This window comes from Pelagicoccus enzymogenes (genome assembly GCF_014803405.1).
GTDB classification, from domain to species: domain Bacteria; phylum Verrucomicrobiota; class Verrucomicrobiia; order Opitutales; family Opitutaceae; genus Pelagicoccus; species Pelagicoccus enzymogenes.
Genome location: NZ_JACYFG010000002.1, coordinates 39,432 through 63,695, shown reverse-complemented (window position 1 = coordinate 63,695; position 24,264 = coordinate 39,432). Strand labels below are relative to the sequence as shown.

13 protein-coding genes are annotated in these 24,264 nt (G+C 57.5%); 3 read left to right on the top strand and 10 right to left on the bottom strand.

Annotation, left to right across the window (positions count from 1 at the left end; translation table 11 throughout):
* Window positions 1-87 precede the first annotated feature (87 nt).
* Window positions 88-1,671: a glucosidase family protein gene (locus tag IEN85_RS00220; RefSeq protein WP_191615048.1), complete on the bottom strand. Its 1,584-nt coding sequence runs from the start codon at window positions 1,669-1,671 to the stop codon at window positions 88-90.
* Between the two features lie 198 nt (window positions 1,672-1,869).
* Between IEN85_RS00220 and IEN85_RS00215 the strand changes: the two genes are divergently transcribed.
* On the top strand, window positions 1,870-3,975 hold the full coding sequence (locus IEN85_RS00215) for a sodium:solute symporter family protein (protein ID WP_191615047.1): 2,106 nt from the start codon (window positions 1,870-1,872) through the stop codon (window positions 3,973-3,975).
* Window positions 3,976-4,300: 325 nt separating this feature from the next.
* Here the strand turns inward: IEN85_RS00215 and IEN85_RS00210 are convergent, their stop codons facing one another.
* Both IEN85_RS00210 and IEN85_RS00205 read right to left on the bottom strand, forming a co-directional pair.
* Window positions 4,301-5,380, bottom strand: a complete 1,080-nt coding sequence (locus tag IEN85_RS00210; protein ID WP_191615046.1) for a LacI family DNA-binding transcriptional regulator — start codon at window positions 5,378-5,380, stop codon at window positions 4,301-4,303.
* Window positions 5,381-5,541: 161 nt separating this feature from the next.
* On the bottom strand, window positions 5,542-6,588 hold the full coding sequence (locus IEN85_RS00205; protein ID WP_191615045.1) for a Gfo/Idh/MocA family protein: 1,047 nt from the start codon (window positions 6,586-6,588) through the stop codon (window positions 5,542-5,544).
* A gap of 552 nt (window positions 6,589-7,140) precedes the next feature.
* Between IEN85_RS00205 and IEN85_RS00200 the strand changes: the two genes are divergently transcribed.
* Window positions 7,141-10,515, top strand: a complete 3,375-nt coding sequence (locus tag IEN85_RS00200; protein WP_224772372.1) for a TonB-dependent receptor plug domain-containing protein — start codon at window positions 7,141-7,143, stop codon at window positions 10,513-10,515.
* Window positions 10,516-11,036: 521 nt separating this feature from the next.
* Here IEN85_RS00200 and IEN85_RS00195 read toward each other — a convergent pair.
* Complete coding sequence (locus IEN85_RS00195; RefSeq protein WP_191615044.1) at window positions 11,037-13,283, bottom strand: beta-galactosidase; 2,247 nt, start codon at window positions 13,281-13,283, stop codon at window positions 11,037-11,039.
* Window positions 13,284-13,486: 203 nt separating this feature from the next.
* Here IEN85_RS00195 and IEN85_RS00190 point away from each other — a divergent pair, with 203 nt between their 5' ends.
* A complete protein-coding gene (locus tag IEN85_RS00190; protein ID WP_191615043.1) occupies window positions 13,487-14,530 on the top strand; it encodes a glycoside hydrolase family protein in 1,044 nt (347 codons plus the stop codon).
* 27 nt (window positions 14,531-14,557) lie between these two features.
* On the opposite strand, the gene IEN85_RS00185 is transcribed toward IEN85_RS00190, so the two are convergent.
* The 6 genes from IEN85_RS00185 to IEN85_RS00160 all read right to left on the bottom strand — a co-directional run bounded on the left by IEN85_RS00185 (window position 14,558) and on the right by IEN85_RS00160 (window position 24,138).
* The gene (locus IEN85_RS00185) at window positions 14,558-15,499 is read right to left on the bottom strand and encodes a glycoside hydrolase family 43 protein (protein WP_191615042.1); all 942 of its coding nucleotides are present in this window, start codon (window positions 15,497-15,499) and stop codon (window positions 14,558-14,560) included.
* A complete protein-coding gene (locus IEN85_RS00180; RefSeq protein ID WP_191615041.1) occupies window positions 15,496-16,542 on the bottom strand; it encodes a nucleoside hydrolase in 1,047 nt (348 codons plus the stop codon). Before IEN85_RS00180 ends, IEN85_RS00185 begins: the two co-directional genes overlap by 4 nt.
* Before the next feature lie 486 nt (window positions 16,543-17,028).
* On the bottom strand, window positions 17,029-19,449 hold the full coding sequence (locus IEN85_RS00175; protein ID WP_191615040.1) for a glucosidase family protein: 2,421 nt from the start codon (window positions 19,447-19,449) through the stop codon (window positions 17,029-17,031).
* A gap of 72 nt (window positions 19,450-19,521) precedes the next feature.
* Window positions 19,522-21,834 (bottom strand): hypothetical protein, encoded by a 2,313-nt coding sequence (locus tag IEN85_RS00170; protein WP_191615039.1) that lies wholly within the window; start codon window positions 21,832-21,834, stop codon window positions 19,522-19,524.
* Window positions 21,835-21,988: 154 nt separating this feature from the next.
* On the bottom strand, window positions 21,989-23,425 hold the full coding sequence (locus IEN85_RS00165) for an enolase-like domain-containing protein (RefSeq protein ID WP_191615038.1): 1,437 nt from the start codon (window positions 23,423-23,425) through the stop codon (window positions 21,989-21,991).
* Window positions 23,422-24,138: a Type 1 glutamine amidotransferase-like domain-containing protein gene (locus IEN85_RS00160; RefSeq protein ID WP_191615037.1), complete on the bottom strand. Its 717-nt coding sequence runs from the start codon at window positions 24,136-24,138 to the stop codon at window positions 23,422-23,424. Before IEN85_RS00160 ends, IEN85_RS00165 begins: the two co-directional genes overlap by 4 nt.
* Between the last annotated feature and the right edge of the window lie 126 nt (window positions 24,139-24,264).

The window sequence follows — 24,264 nt, the reverse complement described above, 5'->3', positions numbered from 1 at the left end:
CGCGAATGGGAGGATGCGTCCAAAATGGGGAAGGCCGGAGCGGGGGCTCCGGCCTTCGTCGTTCAAGCGTTAAGCAGTGAAGTCGCTCTATTTAAATTTTATTTGGATGTCGGCTCCGTCGGCCACAGCGAGTTTGAAGTCGAGATAGTTGCTTTGTTGCACCTTCGATTGCTCGAACTCGATGGACTGCCCTTGCGATTGGACCGAGGCGACTTTCGCGCTCTCCGGGATCATCAAGTGGCACTTGCAGCGGCTGTTCTTGCTGGCGACGGAAAGGGAAATGCTGTCGTTGCTTTCTTGATACGTGTACTGGAATTGAGCTCCGGAGCACTCGTATCCGACGCTCGCTTCCGCCTCCGCGACTCCGGCGGCGTGCCAGCGAGGGCTCAAAACGATGTCTTCCCAAAGGCTTTGCTGATCCTGGACGCCCACGAGGCCTTCGACGAAGCCGTGCAGCATGGAGCTCGATCCCCAACCGTCGGTAGGGGTGGCGTCAGGACTGGAGCTGGTTTCGATGGAGGAGGCGGTGCCGTCCGGGAAGTACCAGAGGTAGGTCTCGTTGTTCTTCGAAATGAGGTCGTGGTATTTCTTGAGGGTGGCGACGCCTTGGGACTCGAAGCCGTGCTCGAGGTAGGCGCGAGCGAGTTCGCCACCGACCAAGGGCATGATCCCGCCGTTGGAGTAGGCGCCGGCCACGATTTTCTCCTCGCCGAAGATGCCGTCGGGGAAGGCGGGCGTGATTGAGTACCACTCTGCGAAGGCGTTCCCGTCGGCGTTTCGTTTCAGGTATTCGTTCAGCAAGGACACGGCTTGTTCGTGGCTGGCCACGCCGCGGTTGACGTTCATGGGGTTGCTGAAGCTCAATTGGCTGGCTTCGTCGACCCCCTCTATCTTCACGGGGTTTTGCTTGACGAAGTGGGTGTAGAAGGTGCCGTTCCAGCAAACCTCGTTCATTCGCTTCTTGAGCTTTTGGGCGAAGCGGGTCCAGTGGGCGGCCTTTTCGCTTTGCTTGTCTCGCTTGAGCATTTTGGCGAGCAGGAGGCACGCTTCGTAGAAGCCGCTGTTGTCCCCGTGCATGATGCCCCAAAAGGTGTTGTCGTCGATTTGGAACTGCAGCCAGTCGTGGCTGCCGGCCGTGTAGGCGAAGTCCCAGGAGTCGATGGTGTAGGCCCGCTTGACGAGCTGGCGCTCCGGATCCCAGCGCCACGGGTGGGTGAAGGCGTAGTTGAGGGCCTTTTCCATGGAGGGAATCAGCGAGCTCATCCAAAGGTCGTCGCCGGTTGCCTGCCAGGCGAGGAAGGCGGCCTTGATGAAGCGGTATTCCACATCGGCCTCCACCGGGACGCGCACGTATTTGGTCCAGTTTTCCTTTTCGCAAGGGACCTTTTCCGGTTGTACGGTGAAGTAGTCGAAGATGCGGCCGTTGCGGGCTTGGGTGTTGGCGAAATGGGTGACGGCGGAGGTGAGGTCTTGCTCGAAGAATCGGGCTCCGCGCATGATGTCGCTGTGGTCGCGGATCCAGACGGCGGGGGTGTCCGGCGAGCGGTAGCCGCGGATCGGTTCGCCGTCGATAAGCATGTCCATGGTGTCTTTCGCCAGGAAGGCGCGGATTTTGGGGACGAGGGTATCGAACTCCGGTTTGCCGGTTTTAGTGTAGGTCAAATTTTGCATAGGCTCAGGTGAATACGTTTCTTTTTCCCTCTAATCGGGAGCAATCCCAAGGCGGCCCCCGTTTTACCGTACATCGTTCAGATCGGTTGTTTACCTAGGTTGGATTGGTGACACTGTGTTGTAATTGAGCGATTCGTTTCGGTTTGCGGAGGCAAGCGGGGCGGGTCGCATTGTTTGTTATACCTTCTACCACCCCTCATGCAATTTCTCGGACTTCACGTTTTAGACATAATCGTACTACTCATCTACTTGGTAGTGATCCTTTGGCTCGGCAAAAAGGCGGGCGAATCGAATGACGATACCTCGGAGTTTTTCTTGGCCGGGAGATCGCTTGGAAAGTTCTACCAGTTCTTCCTGAATTTCGGGGCGTCGACCAACGCCGACCAAGCGGTGGCAGTCACGCGCGAGACTTACCGGCAAGGAGTAGGGGGAATGTGGATACAATTCCTCGTTTTGTTCATCACGCCTTTCTACTGGTTTACTGCTCTCTTTTTCCGTCGTGTGCGCCTGACGACCTTGGGCGACTTCTTTACGGAGCGTTTCAAGAGTCCCTTTCTCGGCGGCAGTTACGCAGTGTTCACCCTCTTGATGGCCTTCGTGGGCGGGGGAGTCGGCTACATGGTTGCAGGGAAGACCATGATGGCAATCACTCCCAAGCCGGCGGAAGCTCTCACAGTGGAGGAGCGTACGACGGTTGAGGAATTCAACGAGTACCATGAACTCGATGCCTTGACGGTTTCCGAGCGAAGCGAAGTGCAGCAGGAGCGCTACGAAGTGCTGCGGCAAAAGAACCTGCGAGGCGAGCTGCGTTCGTTCTACTCTTACACGAACCCCTTGGTGTTCTACGTCGGCTATGGCCTGATTGTGGCCATCTATACCATGATGGGAGGGTTCAGGGCGGCTGCCATCACGGACGTGATACAGGGCTTCCTGATCGTGCTGTTTTCCATGATCCTGATTCCGCTGGGGCTTTCCAAGCTGGGCGGCTTCTCCGGCCTGCACGCGGCGGTGCCCGCCTTTAAGTTCGAGCTGTTCGGATCGATTTCGTTAAGCGAGTACGGTTGGTATACCATTTTCGCGATGGCCTGTTCGCAGTTGGTGGCGATTGTGGCGGTGGCTCAAGCCATGCTCACCGCGGGATCGGCCACCAACGAGAATTCCGCGCGATTCGGCATCATCGGCGGCATGTTCTTCAAGCGGCTGCTCATGTTGTCGTGGATTTTGGCAGGCCTGATCGCGGTAGGACTGTACGCCGGCAAGCTGCACGACCCGGATTTGGCTTGGGGGCACATGAGCCGCGACCTCCTGCTTCCGGGGGCGATTGGCCTGATGCTGGTGGGAATCCTCGCTGCGAACATGTCTACCTTGGACGCGCTCTCGGTTTCCAACTCGGCGCTTTTCATCAAGAACCTTTACCAGCCGTTCCGTCCGGAGAAGTCGGAAAAGCACTACATCAAGGTTGGCCGGGTCGTGATCGGCGTGACTTTGTTCGGAGGCATCGGAGCGGCGATCTACGTCGACAACCTGCTGGAGCTCTTCAAGTACTTCATCTCGATTCCGGCGATATTCGGGGCACCCATCTGGTTGGGCTTCATTTGGCGGAGGCTGACGAAAGTGGCCGTCATCGTGGAGGTCGCGATTTGCTTCGCTATCTTCGCCATCGTTCCCAACGTTTTCATGTCCTTGGATTGGGCCCGCACCAACCCGGCGTTCCTGCAGCAAACGGAGTCCTTCTCCCACGTTTACAAGGCTCCGGCCCTGAAGGAAGACGTTGCTCTCGGGCGAGCGGAGCAGGTGGGTGACACCATCGAAAAGGAGGTCTACGTCGAGCCCAAGGGCATCTTCTTCGAGAAGGTGGTCCGCCAGGATCCGGAAGATCCGAATTCGCCTTTGATCGGCATCGGGCGCTTCGAGTCGGAGCTGTGGGTCATGAGCTGGTTCGGCATCGATTTCACCGAGTTCAAGAAGTCTCAATTGGTCGCGGCCCGCTTCTTCTTCAACGCCTTCTTCCCGTTCCTTATTTTGATTGTGGTATCGCTCGTTACGCAGCCGGTGAGCAAGCGTCGCCTCGACTACTTCTTCGGCAAAATCTATACGCCGGTACAAGCGACGCCGGAGGAAGACGAAAGGGCGGTCGCTTACGCGGCGGAGAACCCCGAGGAGCGCGAGGCCAAGAAGATGTTCCCCAACAGCAACTGGGAAATCGCCAAGCCGGACAAGATGGACATCCTCGGCTTCGGCGGAAGCTGGCTGGCCGTGGGCGGCGTGATCTTCCTGCTGTGGGTGATGGTTTCGATTCGCTGAGCTTTTTTTTGGGGGGGATTCACCCTTTTGCGGGGATAGTGATTTTCATTGGGAAGTGCCCTTGTGGCACGATCGATTCTGTCCAATCGCGGCACAAGGCCGCTTCCCACAGTGGGACCGAATGCATAGCCAGCAATTTCCACTGTCTTTGGTCGTGAACCTTGTTTTTTTGGGGGGTCTTTTCAAGGAGGCAGAGCGGACCGGGTGGAACCGGTCCCTCCCGCCTTCTTTTATTACGTTTGAGGATCGTTAAAAAAGAGCGGCCTTCCCCGGGTAGGGAAGGCCGCTTTGCGGTGTGCTTAAATGTGTTTCGAACTGCTCGTTCCTATCCCACCTTTTGCAGGTTTACGGGCTTTTCCTCTTGGGCCTTGGGGGAACCTTTGGGCGGCTTGACGCTCTTGCCTTCGACCCACTCGCCGCGAATCAAGGTGACGGCGGGGTTGTGCATGGGACCGACTTGCTCGTTGGCCAGTTTCGACTTGAGCAGGTCGACGGCGGTGGCTCCAATTTTGCGGAAGCCGATGCGAACCTGAGCGATCTCGCCGGTTTCCTCGGTTGCAGGGTTGAGTGCGGCGAAGCTGAGGTTTTCGGGGACCTTGAAGCCCGCGTCCTTGAGCCATTGGTAGTGCTCGATGTTGGGGCTGAGAACGACGTCGGGCTTTCCTTTCTTGACCCAGGCGATGAACTGCTCGCGGGTGATCTCTTCGCTCGAGAGAATGGGCACGCGGTTCTTGGCCGGTGTATTGTTTTGGTGCCAGAGGAGGTAGCTTTGGTACAGGTGGTTGGAGCGTTCGTCTTCCGAGTGCGTAATGCAGAAACCGATACGGTTGAAGCCTTGCTCCATCAAGCTGGATACGCCCATGTGCATGGACTGGTAGAAGTGCGGGTGTACTTGGTTGTATCCAAGTTTTGCTGCCACGCCGCAAGTGGCGACGCCGGTGAAGTTTTCTTGCGGCAGGGAAAAGACGTCTTGCAGGTTTTCCACTGGCAATACCACGATGCCGCGAATGCCGCGGGTCTCGAGGATCTGTACGATGCGCTTGAGCCTCATGCCCGGTTCGTGCAGCCAGAAGTCTTCGGTTTTGAAGCCCAGTTCCTCCGCCCGTCGCTTAACGCCTTCCCGGATGAGAAGGGAGTCCTTGCACAGCTTGTTCAGCGGGGCTCGCTTGGGGTTAAGGATGGCGATGACGGGCTCCTCCTTGCTGATATCCCGCTTGCGCAAGTAGCGCATGAGTTCGGTCAGGTTGGGGTCGGGGGTGTAGCCTTGTCGCTTGGCGATTTCCTTGATGCGTTCTCTCGTTTCAGGCGCCACTCTGGGGTGGTCTCGAAGGGCCATTGAGACAGTCATGCGGCTGACGCCGGCTTCCTTCGCGATGGTCTTGCATGAGGGTTGTATCTTTTTCATCGGCTTGGGGGCTGGTTTGTTGGGGTGTTTGATCGATGTATCCAGTTTTTCCTAGGTTTAGGGCTTACATGGAAATTGGGGTGAAAGTGGGGTGTCGTATTAGGGTGGATCTCGGCGCTGCTGTCTGGCCGCACGCTCGTTGGCTCGTGGGGATGCTTGTCCTACGTTTCCAGCTTGCTGTTGAGTGATAGGAAATCGGATACGAAGCTCTTTTTGTGGTGAGCTTCCCTGATTGCATCGAGGACTCGCGTGCCTTGATAGGCATCTTCGAGCGATGCTCGGAAGGGCGAGCCTTGGCGCAGCGTTGCTGCGACGTCGCGGTAGATGTGGGCCTCGTCGCCGAAACGTTTTCCTTCGATGGGGAATTCGTTGCGTCGGGGGACCTTGGTCGAGGCTGGGTCCTTTTGCACGAGGGTGATCGTTTCTCCGTCCGATACGATGGTACCTTGAGTGCCTTGTACAAGAAAGGATGGGAGCCCCTCGGTGGCTTGAGCGTACTCGGCGATGCCGAGAATGCCGCTTTCGAATTCCAGGAGAGCGAGGAAATTGTCGTCGCCGTCTCCGCCGTTGATGACCTGCTGAAGGTGTCCGCCGACTCGCGTTACCGGACTGCCTGCCAGCTCGAGGAGCGGTTGCACGATGTGGGCTCCCCAATTGTTGAGGTAGCCGCCACCGAACTTGAGCTCTGTTTGCCAGTCTTCGCGTTTGCTGAACTGGGCGATGTAGCGGCGAATCGTGAAGACGCGTCCGATGGCGTTCTCCTCTACGAGTTGCTTGATTTTGCAGTATTCGGGAGACCAATACATCGGTATCCAAGGGAAAATCAGTTTGCCGCTGCCGAGCTGAGCTCGGATCAGGAGATCTGCTTCCTTGGTGTTGACCGCCCACGGCTTGGTGATCAGCACGTTGACGCCGGCGTCTAGCAAGTCGCAGGCTACTTGGCAATGGGTGTCGGATCGAGTGACGATGGAAGCGAGTTCGATTTCTGCCTTCGAATCCAGGAGTTCGCGGTGGTCGGCGTAGGCCGGGCAGCCGATGCTTTCTTGGGCGAATTGGCGTCGCTGGGGCGACAGGTCGCAGATGGCCACGATTTCGAACTCTGGATTGGCTTGAATGCCGTAGGCGTGGGAAAGCTCTCCGCTTTGCCCGTAGCCGACGATCGCCGTTTTGATCGGTGTAAACGCTTCGCTCACAAGGTGATTTGGCAAGTTTGAAGGTGAGGGGGGTAGGGTATGAACGAATGTGTCCGAAGTTGAGCCGTTTTGAGAAAGCTCAGGGTGCTTTACAGTAAAGCGCGGGGTTGCCGGGAAGGCTAGCGTGTTCTGCTCAGATCGAGCTACGGGGCGCAAAACCGTGTGCTCGCTTGCGGCTGAACCGCTTTGGAGTTAGGGTTTTCCGTTCGCTTGAAGATATCCCCGGTCTGGTAGCTTTCTCGCCGCGACCGCTTATTTGCAGCTATATTATAGGCCCAAGGAAGCTCGTGAAGGGGCGGTTTACGGATTACTGTAAAACAGCAAATGGGTAGATGAAATTGAGGTAAATCGGATAGGTTTTTTGTAAGGTCAGCCACTCTCTGTTTCGCGAGAAACGAAGCATCAATCCACCACAGACCTGATTTCATGTATCGAAGAAAGTAGGCAAGCTCCCCTTATTGGAATCGCTTATTTGGTACGCAGACTCGTTTCTTGGATTTGCTTAGTGGCCGTCAAATTACCCCTATTAGAACACCTCTAAAAATACGCCTTATGAAACTACTAAGAATGTCACTGCCATTATGCAGTGTTTTCGCGCTCTCGGGACTGTATGCCCAAGACGCTGCCTCTGATGAAGATGAGGTCTTTGAGCTGTCGCCCTTCGAGGTCATTGGCGACGACGACGTTGGCTACCGCGCCACATCCACCCTTGCCGGAACGCGACTGAGAACGGAAATGCGCGACATTGGTTCTTCCATATCTGTCGTGAACAAGGAGTTTCTTCAGGATACCGGTTCCACCAACCTCGAAGATGTTCTCATCTTTACCCCCAACACCGAGATCGGTGGCCTGGGCGGTAATCACTCCGGTTCTCAAGGCGCCAACCCGATTCCTGAGCAACAGCGTGACGACCCTAGCGGCGGTTTGACCCGCGTGCGTGGTTTGGCTAGCGCCGACCTCACTCGTGACTATTTTCTCACCAACATCCCGTTTGATACCTTCAACACCGATCGTGTAGAAGTCCAGCGTGGCGCCAACTCGGCCCTCTACGGTCTTGGCAGCCCGGGTGGTATCATCAATGCTTCTACCATTCGCGCCGATTTCAATGGCGACCGTGGCCGCATTCGCTTCGAAACCGACGAACACGGCACTGCTCGCTACTCCTTGCGCTACAATAAGGAGGTAACGGACAAAGTTGCCATCCGTATCGCGGCGCTATCCGAGGACAAAGGTTACGAACAGAAGCAGGCGTTTCTGGAAGACGACCGCCTCTTCGTGGCCGTAACTGGCAAGCTACCGTTTAACCTCACCGCTCGCGGAAGCGCGGAAGTTGCCGAGCGCCATTCCTCCAACCCAGACTACGTTCTGCCCAACGATGGCATCACGCCGTGGATTAACTTGGGTAAGCCCATCTCCAGTTCTCCGGCTGAAGGCGCGGCCATCTTTCGCGGCACGGGTACTTTCTTCCCCGGCGTGGCCAACTCCAACGTAATGCATCTCTCCTCTGGGAATGGAGCATCCGTTGGTCTTTACCGCTTCTATCAGGATCCGAACGATCCTAATCCGACCTTTGGCGGCCACAATTACCTCGTCCAGACTCCCGCCGATTCGGCGCTCCCTCCGGAGAACCAACGCCTCACCGAGCCCGGCGCCCCTGCTGGTCAGTGGATGCGAATCAAGGCTTGGGACGAAATTAACATCATTCGCCGCTCGGGTTACTATTCTGACGGAACGCCCGTTGCTCCCGGCACGGCCCCCTTCTTCAGCAACGGTTTCGTTTCTCACCAGATCACGGATCGCAGCATCTTCGACTACCGGAAGAATCTGTTCAGCGGAGGCACGGCTCAACAATACGGCGAGTGGGAAAACTATACCGCTAGCCTCGAAGGCAACTGGTTCGACAATCGCTTAGGCTTGGAATTCTCCCACAACGAGCAGACCTTCGAAAGCGCGGGTAACAACTCCCTGCAAGGTGTCCAGCAGCGCACTATCTACATCGATATCAACGAGTACATGCTGGCCACCACGGATGGTTCGGCCCAAGGAACTTTGGTTCCAAACCCGACCTTCGGCCGTCCGATAATGGGTGGCGGTTCAGGCGGCAATCGTATCTACAACGATCGCGACTCCACTCGTCTCCAAGGTTATGTCGAAGTTCGCTTCAACGACTTTATGGACGAGGACAGCTGGATGACCCGCCTCTTGGGCAAGTTCACCCTGACCGGCTTGATCGACGAGAGCACCCACTACAATCAGACGCTCTATTCGGCCCGAGCCGATCCTATCGATTCGTATGACCTCGACACCTACCTCCCAGGCCACCACGCGGTGACTCAGCGGAGCGGTCAGGAGTTCGCGCTCCCCGTTACGAACGACACGAACTTCCTCAACATCACTTCCATCAACGATCTCGCTGGAGTGGGGATTCAGGGTGTTTCCTTTGGTCGCCAACGGAGCAACATGAGCATTGTGCCCATCTCCGCTAACTTCACCGGATGGAATCCGACGGACGGAGAATTCGTCAACTTCGATTCCGTGATCAACACGCTCTATCAACCCAACAGCTGGCCTGCCGCGTCCCACGCGAACAAGGATATCAACACGGTTGATTCAGAGGTGATCATTGGCCAGCATTCCCTCTGGGACAATACAGTGGTCCTCACTGGAACGTGGCGTAACGACAAAGCCACTACAGCCACAGGACCTGGCCGTTCGGTCGCGAATGCCCGTCAGGACATCAGAGACACCCTTGATCCCGTCTACTTAGCCGGACCTCAGGGGCCTTACGAGGTCACCGCTGACGACGATACGACTTCCTATTCGGTCATGATCCACACGCCTCCGTTCCTGCGGGATCGTCTTCCCTTCGAACTCTCCGTCTACAAGAGCGAAGCAGACAACTTCCGTCCAACAGGCAGCAATGTAACCATCTTCAACGATACCGTCGGCGCGACTGCTGGTACCACCGAAGAAATGGGATTCATCATCGATGGACTCGACCGCAAGTTCTCCGCTCGTTTCAACTGGTTTGAATCCGCCGTGGTCAATAATCGTTTCGAAGAAGGTGCCCTTTACGCTTCGGAAGGAATCCTGCGTGGTCTGGCTCATGAGCTGAACAATCCTGCCAATGCCGGCTTCACTGTCGCGGATGTCCAAGCGGTACTGCCTCCCGCCGGCGTGATCGCTGTGAATGGCTTCCAAGTTGACTGGAGTAACCCCGACGCTGCGACCACTCTTCGTAACTCTTCCGACACCGGAACGCAGGACTTCAAGGCAGAGGGGATGGAAGTCGAAATCGGTTACAATCCAACCCGCAAGTGGACTCTGTTCTTCACCGCGGGTCAGCAGGAAACGATTGCCGATAACACCTACCCCGAGATGCGGCGATACGTTGAGGAGTTCGTCCTCGATAATTGGGTGAACAGCACCTTCGCCCAGAACTATTACATCGATGAGGGTGCCACTCAGACTCTCGCTGAGCGGGCGCAGACATCCATCGTAGAGGCCGTCCAACGTGCGGCCCTGCAAGACGGTAACCCTGCCAAGGAACAGGCTGAATGGCGCTTCGCTCTCAATACCAACTACCAATTCGGTTCCGACAGCGGAGTCATTCCTGGTTGGCTGGGGGACCTGACCGTTGGCGGTGGCCTCCGTTGGCAGGACAAGACGGGTATTGGCTTCGAAGTGAGCACGAACGAACTGGGCGATTACGCCCTGGACATCGACAAGCCATTCTACGCGCCCTCGAAGACATACCTCGATGTGTTCGCTCGCACGTCCTACCAGTTGAAGGATGATCGTTCCCTCGATCTCCAGATCAACATCAAGGATCTCACCAACCATGATGGTCTGATTCCCTTCGTCGCAAATCCCGACGGCAGTCTTCTCTACCGTATCGAGGAAGGCCGTTTGATCTCAGCTTCGGCTACGCTTAATTTCTAAGCTCCTATCGCTCGAGCTCAGCCTCTTGTTTCAAAGCCGGCTCCCTTTGGGGAGCCGGCTTTTTTTGGTTCATCGCCAAAAGCAGTGGAATTGCTGTTTACCTGTAGAACCGTCGCTTGCGACGTGCCGCAGCTCGCTACTCAATTGTCGGCTTGGCGCGAGCGCCAGCCCTACGCTCGAAAGCGTCTCCCGGCAAAATGGTGATAAACTCTTTTCGTTTCTAGCGAACAAGGACGGTTACCTGCACTCTCAAGAGCGAGACGTCTCAGGCTGTGCCCCAAATTGATATCGTAGGGCTGCCGCTTGCGGCATGCCGCTTTGCAGGAGAGCGACCAAAATTTTGGCTCGCTGCAGCTTGCCGCAAGGAACAGGCGTGCCGTTCGCAAGTATACTGCTTTAGGGGATGGCTCTGTGAGGTATCCAAAATCCAGCGACACGAATCGGTGGAAGAAGGATTCGCTTGGGGGAATAGGGGCCTTGAGCAAGTGCCCAAGCCCTTTCACACTGGGGAGAACGCCCTCTTACTCAGGGTAAGCCTCGACGAGCTCCCCGCGATCGACGCCGTACTCGTTGAGAAGAATCTCGCCTGTTGAGCCATCGAGGATGACCGTGGCGGGTCCTGGAGGCAGTGGGAGGGAGATCGTTTTGCCGTTGGGCAGTCGAATCTCTCTCTGCCCTCCGCTCAAACTGTGCGTCGCGAGAATTCCACTACCACCGTAGAAGAATGCGTCAGGCTCGCCGTAGCAATGGGCGCCGCAGCGCTCGAGGAGGGTGCGGAAGGGCTCGGTCGCTTTGCTGGGAAGGCTGACGAACCAGCTCGTATGGTTGGGAAAGGTTTTGCGGGCAATCGCGGCACTATCGCTACCTGCGAAACGGGCCAAGGTTTCTGCCTTGACGTCCTCCGCTGCGAAGAGCGGAGAAATTGGCGAGTCGCCCACGGTGTAAGAGGTGGCCTCTGCGAAACAATCGCCTAACTCCACAGTCGGGGGAGCGTCGATCGAAATCTCCTTCAGTTTGATGCCGCATAGCTCTTCCACGTTTTGCAGCGACGCTGATCGGTCTTGCGGAGAAATGTATCCGGGAGCGTAGTTCCAAATCAGGTGGCGCCCGTTGCAGGCGACCTTGCTCTGTATCCACTGACGCATGTCAGCATTCAGCGCAAAGGTGTTTCCGAATACGATGACCCGGTAGGGCGAGAGGTCCATCTGCGGCAGGTCGTCCAAGTGGATGGTATCGAATACGACGCCGCTGCGGAAAGCGGCGAGCGTGAGGTGGTCCAGCAAGGCCGGACTGATGGGGTCGCTGTGCTTCAAGCTAGCAGTGTAGTAAAAACTCTTTGTGTCGTAGACCATGAGCACGTCTGCCATGCTGCTGTGTGGCTGTTTCGCGTAGGCGGCCTGTAATTCGCGCAAACGCTCAATCTCGCGTAGCAGCACGGGATGATCCCAATTGCCCTGGGAGCCGCACAAGGGGTGCGTATAGCCATCGAGATCTACTCCGGAGACGTTGAAGTCGTAGTACCAGAGCCCCATTCCCTTTGTCAGCGAAAAGGCGGTATTGCGTCTCAGGTCGGCGACGCTTTGCTGCACGCGCTCCGAGTAGTCGGAGTCCTTCAGGATCGGGGTCTTGGGCTCGCAATCCATTTCGTCGAGCCAGAGCTTGCCGTGCATGCGAACCGAGTCGATGAGGCTGCGGGAGCGGTAGGGGTCGCCCAGCTCGATGGCTTCCGGCTCGTAGGCTTGGGGGCCGCTGAGGTAGTCGATCGCATCGCAGTCGAGGATGCGCTGCAGGTGAAGGTGCCCGCCGGCCGCATGGCGCCCGAAGCAGGAGAAGAAATAGCCGTAGAAGGTGCCCACGATGATGGGGCGGGGCCAGTCTTCCTTCACCGTCTGGGCGAAGTGAATGATAGCGTCGGCTGTGACCTGGTGCATGCAGTCGTAGAAGTCTACCACTGCTGCTTGTCTCTTGGGGTCGCGGAAAATGCCGTCGGTCCGGCGCTGCTCTACGCCAGGCGTTTGAGCGGTTGCGAAATCGGCATCGGGTTGTCCCCAGGCCTGTCTCAATGTATCCACGTTTCCATACTTGTTTTTGAGCCAGTCTCTGAAGGCCTGGGTCATCGGCTCGCTGACATCCGGTTCGTTGTCGAAGAAGCCCCAATTGTGCCACTCTCCGTAGACGCCATTGGCTACTTGGATTCCCACGAGGGCGCGGCTTTCTGGGGTTGCGGAGAATTCCGTGAGAAAGCGTTTGAACTGGATGGTAATTTCCTCTCGCCAGAGACGTGAGGCCATGCTTACCCGGCGGACTGGATTGTTGTCGTGTTCTATGATTCGAAGCAGTCCCCAGCTTTGCTCGTCAACGTAGTCGGTATCCGCATACGCGACCCATTCCTGCGGATGGGATTTAAGCCACCATAAGGGAGCTCTCACGTGGAAACGGAAGATCACGCTAGCGGAGGGACAGGCTTCGAGCACCCCTTGGATCTGGCGCTGAGCGACGCTGAGGTCGAAGCTTCCGTCCTCCTTCCAGATATGTTGGAGGGACAGGTCCAGTTGCACGAGCTTGATCCCTCTCTCGCAGAAACGCGCGATGTTGTGCTGGGGAAGCTCTTCCCATGACCACCTCCCGGAAGGTACATCGGTGAGGGCGTAGATCAGCGGCGAGACGGGAGTTCCGTCTATATGGATGCTGGGTCGTCCGTTGAGATTGGCGACGGAGGCGGTCCGCGCAGTTGCCGGGTATTGTAGTTTTTTTTGGGGGGTATGCATTTGCGAAAATCAGTTTGGATTGCGCTCACGATGGTGCGGAAAAACGGGGCTTTGGCAGGCCTGTTTTCAGGTCTTGCGCATTTACTGTAAACCGGGAATCGCGGTGAATTCGTCTGTGGCTTCGGATTGCTTGGATCACAGAATCAAGCCTTGGGTGCCGCTGGACCTGTGTCCTCGGGTGGCCTGCAACTTTACCCTGAATCATGAATAACAACTCGAACGATTCCGTTAAGAATGTCGCCTCTCGCATTTCCGTTGAACAAGCCGAGGAATGGTCTGAGAAGTTTCGCAACTGGCACTATTATCCTGAGCATGTGATACCAGCTGTCCCAGAGATAGAGGGGGTCGAGAACGTGCACATGACGGACGTGCCGACCGTTTTCCAATTACCGGATGATCCACTTTATTACATGAGTTTTCTCGGTTACGATGGCCGTGGCTACCAGTCGTTCATCGCTGACAGCGAGGACTTGGTTAATTGGCGAAACATCAGACTGGCCATGAGCTACGGTCCGGAAGGGGAATTTGACTTCGGCGGTCGTGTCATCGGAGCGTATCAGTATGAAGACTACGACTTGAAGGCTCCTCGCATCCTCAAGAAGCGGGACGGGCTCTACTACTCTCTCTATTTAGCCTTTCCAAGGCAGGGCGGGTATGAACTTCCTCCCGGCAGCCAAGGGATTGCCGCGAGCTCTGACGGGATTGCTTGGGAGCGAGTGAAGGAAGATCCTATTCTCTCCGTTTTTGATGAGAAGTGCGGAAATTGGGAAAAGGACTGCATCTTCCTTCCTTGGCTTGTGGAGCATGATGGTCGTTTCTACAATTTCTACAATGCTGCGAAAGGGAAGTTCGAACAGATGGGCTTGGCTACCTCTCAAGATTTGTATCAGTGGAACCGCTACACCGGAAATCCTATTCTGAGCAACGGAGAAGACGGATCGTTCCACGAGGTTTTCTGTTCAGATGCCAAGGTGTTCTGGGACGAGGACCATTGGTCTATGTTCTTTTTTGGAGTGGGGCGAGGGGGAGCTCACATCATGATGGCCTACTCGCGCGATTTGGAGCACTGGACAATCGATCCGGAGCCGCTTTATAAAAGTGGCGGTCATCCAGCCGGTTTGGATTCTCAATACGCCCACAAAATTTCCATCGTATGGAACCCGAGTAACGAAACGTTTTATATGTACTACAACGCAGTTGGGGAAAAGGGGCGCGGTATCGGTCTGCTCACCAGCAAACCGCTGTAAAAATTCGATAGATACAGGATCAGTTTATCAGCTGCCGGAAGGTAGGGCTTGCGGAGAACGGGTTGGACCCTCTATTCGCAAGTGCCCGCTTTCCACGAATATGCGGTCGATGTTGACGCTGCGTTTTTCGTTGTTGGGATCCGCAGGGTCTTGGTGGGTATGATAGACGATGAAGCGCTCGCTTCCGTCGGGCGAAGAGACGATTGAATTGTGACCCGCTCCGGAGTAGCCGTTCGCGAGATCGGTTCCCGCTATGGGGTTTTCCTCGGCCTTGGTCCAAGGGCCCAAGGGGTGAGCGGCGGTGGCGTATCCTATGCCGTAGCCGGGACGGAAAGTATGGTTGGCCGAATAGGTCATGTAATATGTTCCATCCTCGTTGATGACGAATGGCCCTTCGTTGCAGCGGTTGGAGTTCCAGGCGATCCTTTCCCAGGCTTGGTCCGCTTCGAGTAGGAGAACGGGTTCGCTTTCAAGGCCGGATAGGTCGGCTTTGAGGGGGGCTCCGTAGACCTTGCCGTAGGAATAGCCGTCCTGTTCCCCGTTTCGGCTGAAGAGTAGGAACGGTTTGTTTTCAGTGTCGCAGACGATATGGGAATCGATGGCGGAATAGCCGAGGTCGAACCAAGGCGCGTGCCAGTTCCTATAGGGGCCTTGAGGGCGGTCGCTCACTGCGATTGCGCTGAGCAGGCGTCCAGTGTCGCCGTGCTGGGCGCTGTAGGTCATGTAGTAGCGATTTTGATACGTTATCACCTCGGGCGCCCAAAACGGCGCGTTGCCCCAATCCTTGGGTCCGTTCTCAAGGGCGAAGCCCAGCTCTCGCCAGTCGCGGAGGTTTTCGGACTGGTAGCAACGGAAGCCGCGGTCGGGATCGGTAGTGCCGAAAAGGTAGTAGCTGCCCTCCGCTTTGAGGACGAAGGGATCTCCCATGAGGAGGTCGTCTCCAACGGGATTTGTATAAGAATTGTTCATACGGGAATCGATTGGAAGAGGGCGTTCAAGGCTTGGGCCATTGCCTCTCCGTAGCCGACCCCTTCTTTTCGGCCGAAGAGTTTGTGCGGCGTTTCCGATTCGCTTACGCTCCATTTGACGAGCGTCTCGTTATCGACCGCGGCGTTTATGGAGTCCAGTCGCCAAGGCCAAGTTTCCAGGCCGGATGCGGCTTGGGCCTGCAAAAAACGCCAACCGTGCGGCGTTTTAGCGAGGCTGCGACCTGCGGCCATGACAAGGGAGGCAGTCGTCCACATATTGCGCTCGCCAGCAAGCACGTGTTCCCAGACGGCGCCTTTGCCGAGATCGGTCAAGGAACTGATGATATCTCCACGGGCGGAACCAGAAAAGCCGTAGGCGATCCATGCTCGGATTGCTTCTGGAATGTCGTGGAATAGGGTTTCGTGGCTGGCTTTCCAATAGGTGCCGCGAGGGTCCCTGCGGTTGAAAGCGCTGTGTTCCGTGGCGCAAGGGTACCAATGGATGCGAATGCCCGAGCGCCAAAGTCCGGTGTAGGCATGTGGGTCGAGGCCTACGTTCCATTCTCTTTTCTCTCCAGCGGTGGCGCCAGCGTTGAGCAGCACGGCCCGCGTTTTGTTTCGGACCAAGTCAGGCGCTCGGTTGAAGGCGGCGGTGATGATGCGGGCGGAACCGACGGAAGAGATGAGGACCGGTTCTGGGCTCGCTTCCAAGCTTTGTAGAAGCAGGTCGATCCCGGCCTGTTCGCTGCGCGGTCGGGAGCGTGCATCGTCGCTTGGCGACGATAGCGGTTCGAGAGGACCGAGGGCGCAAGGGAAGGTACGGCCGAGGATATGACCCAACTGTGCGACCAGTACGTAGCCCGGGTCGCGTCGTACATCCCAGCCAGCGGGGGCTGGTTCGAGAAAGGGTTGCGTGCAGTCGAGGATGACTGCTTTGAGGTCGAACTCCGGCAAGGCAGCAACGGTGAGCAAGTCTAGCTGGTCGTCCGGATCCTGCGGAGAGTGGTAGAGATCGGTGACATGAATGAGGGGAATGCGTGACATTTTCAGATTCAGTGATGGTGAGGGGTGTGTATTCGCGGATACATTTCTGTGGAGAATGGCAGCTGCTCCTAGAAGTGTCGCCCTTGCAAGAAAGCGTCTTCGGTTAAGTGATGACATGGGATGTATGGGGGATTTCTCGACTCGATAAATCGAAGAGTAAAGCGAGGCTCTCGCCAAGTCGGTTAAACGTATTCGCGAAGCTCAAGGGTGCGCAGGGATCGGCGCGGTAGGCTGTGTGGTCCAGGTTATGGTGCGATGAGGTATCGGCCGCGGATTTTCTTTGTTCCGGAGTTCACGGATGGTGTATCCGAAATCTGAATAAACGACTAGAAATCGTTCCATCGGGATTCTCCTTGTTTCTACGGCTTTGCTTCCGTCCCAGTATGAGACGGCGCATTTCGTTTCTCCAACAGGCCCCCGATAAACTTAAAATCGGAGGACGGAACAGGATTGGTGCCCTTTTGAACGCGCATGGGATCGAAAGAGCTAAGTCGGATCGACGCCGTAGCGTTCGAGGATGAGACCGATGATGCCGAACTGGTCGGTCAACAAGCCTTCGTAGCCGCAGGGGCGGTCGTCCCAGTAGCGCCAGTCCAGCCCGCTCTTGCAGCCGCCGAAGACGGATGCGTCGGCGAATCCTTCGCAGAGCTCTTGCAGCATAGCGTCGGCCGCTTCGTGAAGTCCGACTGCGTAGAGCCCCCGCAGGAAATGGCGAGCTTGAGCGTGGGTCCTGCCACCGTTCTGGTAGTAGCCGAACGGGTAGCCTTGGATGATATCGGACAGGTCCTCGTCGGGGATGGGGCGCAGGTTGCCCGGAAGTCCTAATTGGGCGGATGGCATGCCAACGGCTTTCGCCTCTTCGAGCAAACCTTGGAGGAGCTCTTTTGCGGAGTCCTTCGGGACGAGGCCGACGGCGACGGCTGCTCCATTGACGGCGAGGAAGGCGTGGTCGTGACGTTTGCCTTCGCGGCAAACCCAGCCGGCGAGCCAACCGGTTTCCGGATTGTAGAAGGTGTTGAAGTAGGAATCGCGCAGCCGCGTCTTCCATTGCGCGAGGGGGGCGGACCAATGGGCGAGCGAGGTTTTGGGCAGGGCGTCGGACAGGTGTTGCAGGGCCTCGTAGAGTAGGGCGTTCGCGAAGGCGTCTTTCCAGCCGTAGGAGATCACGTCGTACCAGCAGGTGCTCCATTGCTGGGATCCGGAGGTGCCGGTGCGGTAGGGACTCTCGATCAATCCGTCTCCGTCAAGGTCGCGCTCTTTCATCTCGCGGAGCTTTCTCTCGATTTGGAGGGAGAAGCGTTCAATCCATTCGGAGGAGGCGGCTTTGCTTAGGTATTCAGCAAGCCCGAGCAAGGCGGCGGTGCCGGTCATGAGGTACTCGTCCTCTCCGGAGTGAAGGGCGCCGTCTTGTTTCAGGTTTCCTCCTGCGTAGCCGGGGCCGCCGTCGAGCCACCGCTCGAGAGAAAGGCGCAGAAGCTCTTCGCTGCGTAGAGAGGGAACAAGTTCGCCCATGCGAAGGCATTGGCAGGACCATGTATCCATGGAAATGGGACAGTGCATGGAAGCCCCGTTGTTGCTGAGCGTCGCGGTGTCCGGTCGGAAGTTCAATCCGGTGAAGCCTGCTTGCTGGATGGCGGCGCGAACAACGTCAGGTGTGTTTTCAGCAAGCGGAAAGTGGGGGCGGGTTACCGCGAATGTCCAGCTGGCTTCGTTCACTCCCGCTTCCAGCTGCCAATCGCCTTCCGGGCGGGGAGACTCTCCCACTTTGAGTTCAAGTTCGATACGGTCGCGAGGACGGAAGACTTCCAGGCGAGCTTGAGCTTGGCCTTTCGCTTCCAGGGCGAAGCTCCCGTGAGCGGGGGCATGCAGAATGGCGGGGGAGGTGAAGCTGCCGCTCTGTCCTTGGGGATCGATCATGGCGATGATCTGGCTGGCTGCGGTGGGAGCATGAAAGCTCATGCGCCAGGCGGCGCTGTGCCAGGCCCTGAGCGTTTGCTTCGAGTTGCGATTTACTCTGAAGTGTATCCGTTCCGGAAAGACAGTCCATTCCAAGCGGTAGCTTTGCTCGCAGCGTTGGTTTTGCAGCTGGTAGACGATCTTGTTTCCGTTCACCGATACGGTCCCGGTGAAACGAAAACGCACTGCAGGGTCGGCGACTGGGATGTCGCCTACAGGGCTGAGCATGGTGCCTTGGTGGAAGGATCCGGGGCCGACCTGCAAGAGGTTGGTTTGGGTCTTTCCTTGACCTTGTTGGTCGATGCCGAGGTGGGAGAACCCGGTGCGGCTCAGCAGGAATCCTACTTCTAGGAAATTCGACTTAAAGGTGACTTTTCCGTCTCGCTGGCTTGCTTGCAAGCCGGCAGGTAAGGTGGAAAGGTCAATTTGGGAAACTTGGATGAGGGACTCGTTTCGTGGCGCGATAGGTTCGTGTAGTTTGCCTTTCACTACAAAGGCGTTGGCCGCGAGGTTCCAAGGAGTCCACCAATCGTCGATGCCGCAGCGGCGGATCTCCAGAATGAGCCCGTAGGTTTCTTGTTCGCCCAGTTCGATCCAGTGGATCTTATCCGCTTCTTGGGGAGGAAGGTCGCGAAGGTACTCGAGCTCTCGCCAATTCGAGTTTGGCGTGTCCAGAGTGAGGATACGGAGATCGACGATCCAGTCGTCTTCCTGATGGCTGCCGCACTTGTGGTAGCCGGGGGCGTTGTGGAATCCGATGCGGTTGACGGTTGCCTTGCCGGTGGGAGTAAAGACGCGGCTGTGGATGATGCGGCGTTGGGGAGCTCCGCTTTCGCCATCGGTGGGCTCAGTCCAGACGGAACGGCACTGTGAAAGGGTGCGGAAGGAAAAGAGGTCCCCCATTGGAGGATCGAGGTCCGGAGTGTCGAGCAGGTTGGTCGATTGTAGCATGGCGAGGGCGGAAAAGGAGACCGCCCCTTCGAACGAATCAAAAAGGGGCGGCGTGTTTCAGTTAGAATAGCGCTAGCAGTTGATTCCGGGAACGCGCCACATGTAGTCGGGATCGACGAAGGGCTCGTCGTCCTCGCGACCTTCCATGAGGGCGATCTTCTTCTCGAGCAGTTCCGCGAGGTTGGATCCGTAGATAAAGGTCGTTTCGCCGACGGCGGACGCGATCATCCATTCGGTCGTCGCGGAGCGCACGTGTTCGAGCAAGGCGGTGGCGTTGGCCTTTTCGTCGAGCACGGTGAGCTTGGTCAGCTCGCGGGCTGCTGCCTTGGCTTTCTCGTCGGTGGCTTCCAGGTAACCGTGTACGCCTTCGATCCAGGCGGCGACGTTGCGTTGGGTGCGGAACCAGTTTTTCATGGGGATGAAACGTTCCAGCAGGGTGGTCCAAACCTCTTGGCGTCGGGAGCCGTCCGGAGCCGCGTCGCGGGCTTGGCGAGCGAGCTCGATAGCTTGCTCGATCGGGGGGAAGACGTTGTCGGTGATGGCGTGGCGGCACTTGTTTCCGTATTCGGGCGTACAGAAGTCGAAGTTGACCTCGCGGCGAAAGTCGGTGCGCACGCGGTTGTTGGCGTGGCCGAGGTGGAAGTCTTCGTAGAAGGCCCGGTCTTCCTCGCTGAGCGCTTCGAAGTTGGGAACGAAGGGGCGAACGAGGATGCGGTACCAAGTGCTCCAAAAGGAAAGCACGCTGACGGGAGGCGGATAGCTGCGGTAGGCCTCGTCCACGAGGAGCCAAGCCTTGACCAGCAGGTCGGCGTCTTCTTCGCCGATCCAACGGACAGCGGCCCGTTTAAGCACGGTTTCCAACGGAAGCTCCGGATCGGCCTGGAAGGCTCGCAGGACTTCTTGGTTGATATTGTAGGAGGCCAGCGAATCGGGAATGGTTCCAGTCATGTTGGCCACGTAGTCGACGCGTTGCTCGCGCAGGTCGCGCAGCTTTTCCCACATGAGTTTCGGGTAGGGAACCGCTTTGATCGGCTCCAGATTCCAGAAGGCGCCGGAGTTGATGTAGACGTGCACGTTCGAGCCTTTTGCCTCGATGGCGTCCATGTGGCGGCGCTCCTTTTCGTGGAACTGGTTGAAAAGGCCGGTGAACATGAAGTCGTCCGCCCAATCGTATTTAGGATGCTGATACCCGCCTTCGAATCCCTTAGTGTCGAGGGTGCTGGTTTCGAACTCCAGGCCGGGCTCGAGGTTGGCCCGCAAATGGTCCTGTTCCGCGTAAAAGACTTCGTTCTTGAGGATGCAGCGGAAGTCGGGATTCACCTTTCGGCCGGCGGCCCGCAAGGTTTTCATGAAGCGCAGGATGTTGTTGGCCGCCGCCTCCACGATCTCGTTTTCGCCCTTCCACTCGCGGATTTCGTAGCCGCCGCCGTTGCGTCCCACGTAGAGGGAGGCGGTGTATTCGAAACCGGCTCCGCTGTCGTTCGACCAGATGGACATGAAGTCGATATTGGGAGCGGCCCGCATGATCTTCTCCAGCATTTCCTGGTAGTGCTCGAGCACGACGGGATGGGAGGTGCAAAGGTTGTAGCGGGGACGGAAGCTGCGCAGCGGGTGGTCGACGCGAGCCCCGCGTAGCATGGGATAGCGCTCGAGTAGCTTCTCCGAAACGGAGCGTGGCTCGAAGCAAACGAGTCCGGCGCGGAGGCCGTACTTTTCCGCTAGCTGGGCGGAACGGACCAGCTTGTTGAGGTTGGCCTGCAGGTAGTGGTAAGGATAGATTCCCTTGTTGAGCCTGCTGTAAACGAATTGGTCGAGCGCCGCGCAGTAGGTGTAGAACAAATACAGCAGTTCGCCGGGAGCGTTTTCTTCAGCTGGGAAGGTGGTAGCCAGTCCGTTGACCTCGACATGGGTGAAGCCCATCTGAGCCATCTCGCGGATGTGGTCCTCCGCGTCGAAGTCCTTGGCGGTACGGGCGTGGTTGTTGAGGAGGGAATCGTAGGCGGTGCGCAGGTTCTTGAAGGTGGCTTGTCGCAGCTCTCCCTCTGATAGCTCAGCAACGGAGCGGTTGCCGAAGTCGTGGATCAGCTGGTAGGCAAGGCGGTAGAGGAACCAGGTGTGGGAGGCGTAGAGCTCGATGCCCGATTCTTCCGTGGCGCGGAGGTACATCCACTCCTCTTTACCTTCGGTGTTGACGGAGCGTGCCTCGGCTTCCTCGGGCGTGAGAACGGCTACGGTAAGGTTGCTGCCTTGGCTGGTGCCGCCGTTCGCGATCTTTGCTTCGGGCAGGTGGCTTTGCAGGAGTTCCGCAGCGGTTTTTTCCACGGGGATGGACTCGTGGAGCGTGATGATTTCGCGGGTGCTTTGAAAGCGTTCTAAAAGTTTCATTTCGTAGGGTCCTCGTTGGAGTTTTCGATGTCGGGAGAGCGCCCGAAGCCTTGCGAGGAGCTCTATCCGACTGCAGTGGAGGGGGAGAATCGAGAGGGTTTTGAGTTTACGATAAAGTCCTTGAGGAAGCGCGGCAAGGGAAGGGCTCGCAGCCCTAGCTCAAGGGGGAGAGGCCGAGGGCGGCTGCCAGTTCCTCGGGCTGGAAGCGAGTGCCGAAGGGGGCTTCATGCAGGCCGGCGGTGGGAAGCGATCCGCCTCGGATGGTGAGGGTTGCAGTCTGGTCGGAACGATTTTCGAAGAGCTCGGGATGGTGTTTGCAGACGAGCTCCTGCACGGCAGCGGGAAATTGGGAGAGGCCGTAGAAATAGTGGTGGCCGTTGCGCTCCACGCTGGCGTTGCCCAACAGGGATTGGGCGGCGAGATCTTGCAGAAGGGCGACTGGGCCTAGGTTGCAAAGGTCTTCGCCGCTCATGAATAGCCCCGTATTCTCTTTTTGGTTACGATATTCGATCAAGCATCGATTGGCGATTCCCTTGAAGACGCCTTTGCAGTTCTTGTGGCTGATCCCGCGGTAGCCGCAGTCGAGGGCATCGCGAAAGCTCTCGGAACCTGCGTCGGATTCATCGATGATCACCGGGGGCGTTTCGCTGCCGTCAGAAAGCTTTCCGATACCCTTGTCGCAAAGGGCGTTGTGGCGCGAAAGCGGTTGCTCAATGAAGAGTACCCTGTTTAGGAGCGCTTGGAGAGCCGGCTCGGCCCGAGCCTGTTCCCAGAAGGCGCGGAATTGGGGCCAGTTTTCGAACTGCTCGTTTCCGTCCAAAGAAAGGGCGTAGCCTTGCGGACAGCGCTCTGCGAAAATTTGGGCGAGGGAACGCAGGCGAGCGAGGTCCTCGTCCAAGCGTCCGTTGATCTTTACCTTAAACTGGGAAATCCCGTAGTGAAGGATCGCCGCCTCGAGAGATTGCGGAAGGGCGTCGGCAACCTGGTTTTCGGGGGTGATGTCGGAATCGCGCAGGGGATCGCCGAAACCGACCGTATGGCGAACCTGGATACTGGAAAGCGGGGTTTTCGGTAAAAGGTCCACTGGCGACAGCCCGTAGAGCTCGGGGTGGAGGGGGCCGAGCTCGATTCCCAGCTTGCGGCGATAGATCAGATCGCAAAGCGGCGTTTGCTGGTGTCGGGAAAAGGCGTCGAGCAAGGCCCTTTCGACGAAGCTGGTTCCGAAGTTGGCGAGGAGAGGAGGGATTTCCTTCGCCTCGGCCCACTCCAACTGGGCGCGGTAGAGCTGGTCCCAGAAAGCGAACGGTGTTTCGGTGCGCAGACCCTTGGCGGTTTCGATCGCTTTGTTCAGTACGGCTTTGAGTTCAGCAATCTCGGCCTCGGGCGCTTGCTTGGGGTCCTTCTTGAACCAGCGTGGCGGCAAGAGATCGGACGCCATTCCCCAAGCGCTTTCGGAGCGGGGTTCGCCGAATTGAAACTTGAGAAAAACGAAGGCGATCGGGAGTCGCGACATCGTCGCGATCCCGTAGCGGAAGGGCATACGCGTCGATATCGTTGAAAAGTGGATACGCTGTTCGAGAAGGCGGATCATGAGAGACTGTGGGATGCGTCGCCGAGGTAGTGGGTGGCGAGGGGCTTTTCTTGGATGTCTTGGCCGATCAGGCTGACGTGGAAGGCTCTGGCTTGAGGGCGGGAGGTGACGACTCGGTCGAGCTTGCTCCCGAGGAAGTGGGCGGCGGCTCCGTCGTCGAGAGCCAGCCCATCGTGGATCGATCCCGATTTAAGAAGTTGATGGTAGGAGCCTTGCCTTTCCGCTTCGCCGTCGTAGTGAGGCGAGCAGCTCCCGTGCAGGAAGCCGAGGCAGTCGATAGCGGTGAGGGCCCCAGTGGAGTCGGTGTGTCCTTCTTCGAACCAGCAGATGGCTCCAGCGCTGAGTCCAGCCAGGACGACGCCGCGTTCCCAGGCGTCTCGCACGAGCTTGTCCATACCGCTCGCTTTCCATATGGCGAGCAGGTTGCGGGTATTGCCTCCGGTGACGTATAGGATGTCGCAGGCGGCGACCTCGGCCTGAAGGTCGACCGGTTGGCGGAACAAGGGCAAGTGCTTGGGGCGACAGGGCAGCTGGTTGAAGGCTCGGTAGAAGCGGGAGATGAGCCAGTCCGAATCGCCGCTGGCGGTGGGCAGCAGTCCAACTGTCGGGAGAGGCTTGGGGGAGCTGGCGACGATGTAGGCGTCGAGCAGGGGATTGTCCGGTTCCATGGAGAAGCCGCCGCCACCCATGGCGATGATCTGTTTTTGTGGCATTTGGGAACGGGAGTGCGTCGGGTGAATAGTTTGAGAAGGCGAACGGCGGAGGGCGAGGTTTTGCCAATCGAAGTTTCCGTTACCGTAAACCGGAAGTTTCTTTCAATTCCCTCTAGGCTTCTCTCA

Coding starts and splice junctions, on each gene's coding strand:
- IEN85_RS00220 (WP_191615048.1), bottom strand. CDS start 1,671: ATGCAAAATTTGACCTACACTAAAACCGGCAAACCGGAGTTCGATACC.
- IEN85_RS00215 (WP_191615047.1), top strand. CDS start 1,870: ATGCAATTTCTCGGACTTCACGTTTTAGACATAATCGTACTACTCATC.
- IEN85_RS00210 (WP_191615046.1), bottom strand. CDS start 5,380: ATGAAAAAGATACAACCCTCATGCAAGACCATCGCGAAGGAAGCCGGC.
- IEN85_RS00200 (WP_224772372.1), top strand. CDS start 7,141: ATGTCACTGCCATTATGCAGTGTTTTCGCGCTCTCGGGACTGTATGCC.
- IEN85_RS00195 (WP_191615044.1), bottom strand. CDS start 13,283: ATGCATACCCCCCAAAAAAAACTACAATACCCGGCAACTGCGCGGACC.
- IEN85_RS00190 (WP_191615043.1), top strand. CDS start 13,487: ATGAATAACAACTCGAACGATTCCGTTAAGAATGTCGCCTCTCGCATT.
- IEN85_RS00185 (WP_191615042.1), bottom strand. CDS start 15,499: ATGAACAATTCTTATACAAATCCCGTTGGAGACGACCTCCTCATGGGA.
- IEN85_RS00180 (WP_191615041.1), bottom strand. CDS start 16,542: ATGTCACGCATTCCCCTCATTCATGTCACCGATCTCTACCACTCTCCG.
- IEN85_RS00175 (WP_191615040.1), bottom strand. CDS start 19,449: ATGCTACAATCGACCAACCTGCTCGACACTCCGGACCTCGATCCTCCA.
- IEN85_RS00170 (WP_191615039.1), bottom strand. CDS start 21,834: ATGAAACTTTTAGAACGCTTTCAAAGCACCCGCGAAATCATCACGCTC.
- IEN85_RS00165 (WP_191615038.1), bottom strand. CDS start 23,425: ATGATCCGCCTTCTCGAACAGCGTATCCACTTTTCAACGATATCGACG.
- IEN85_RS00160 (WP_191615037.1), bottom strand. CDS start 24,138: ATGCCACAAAAACAGATCATCGCCATGGGTGGCGGCGGCTTCTCCATG.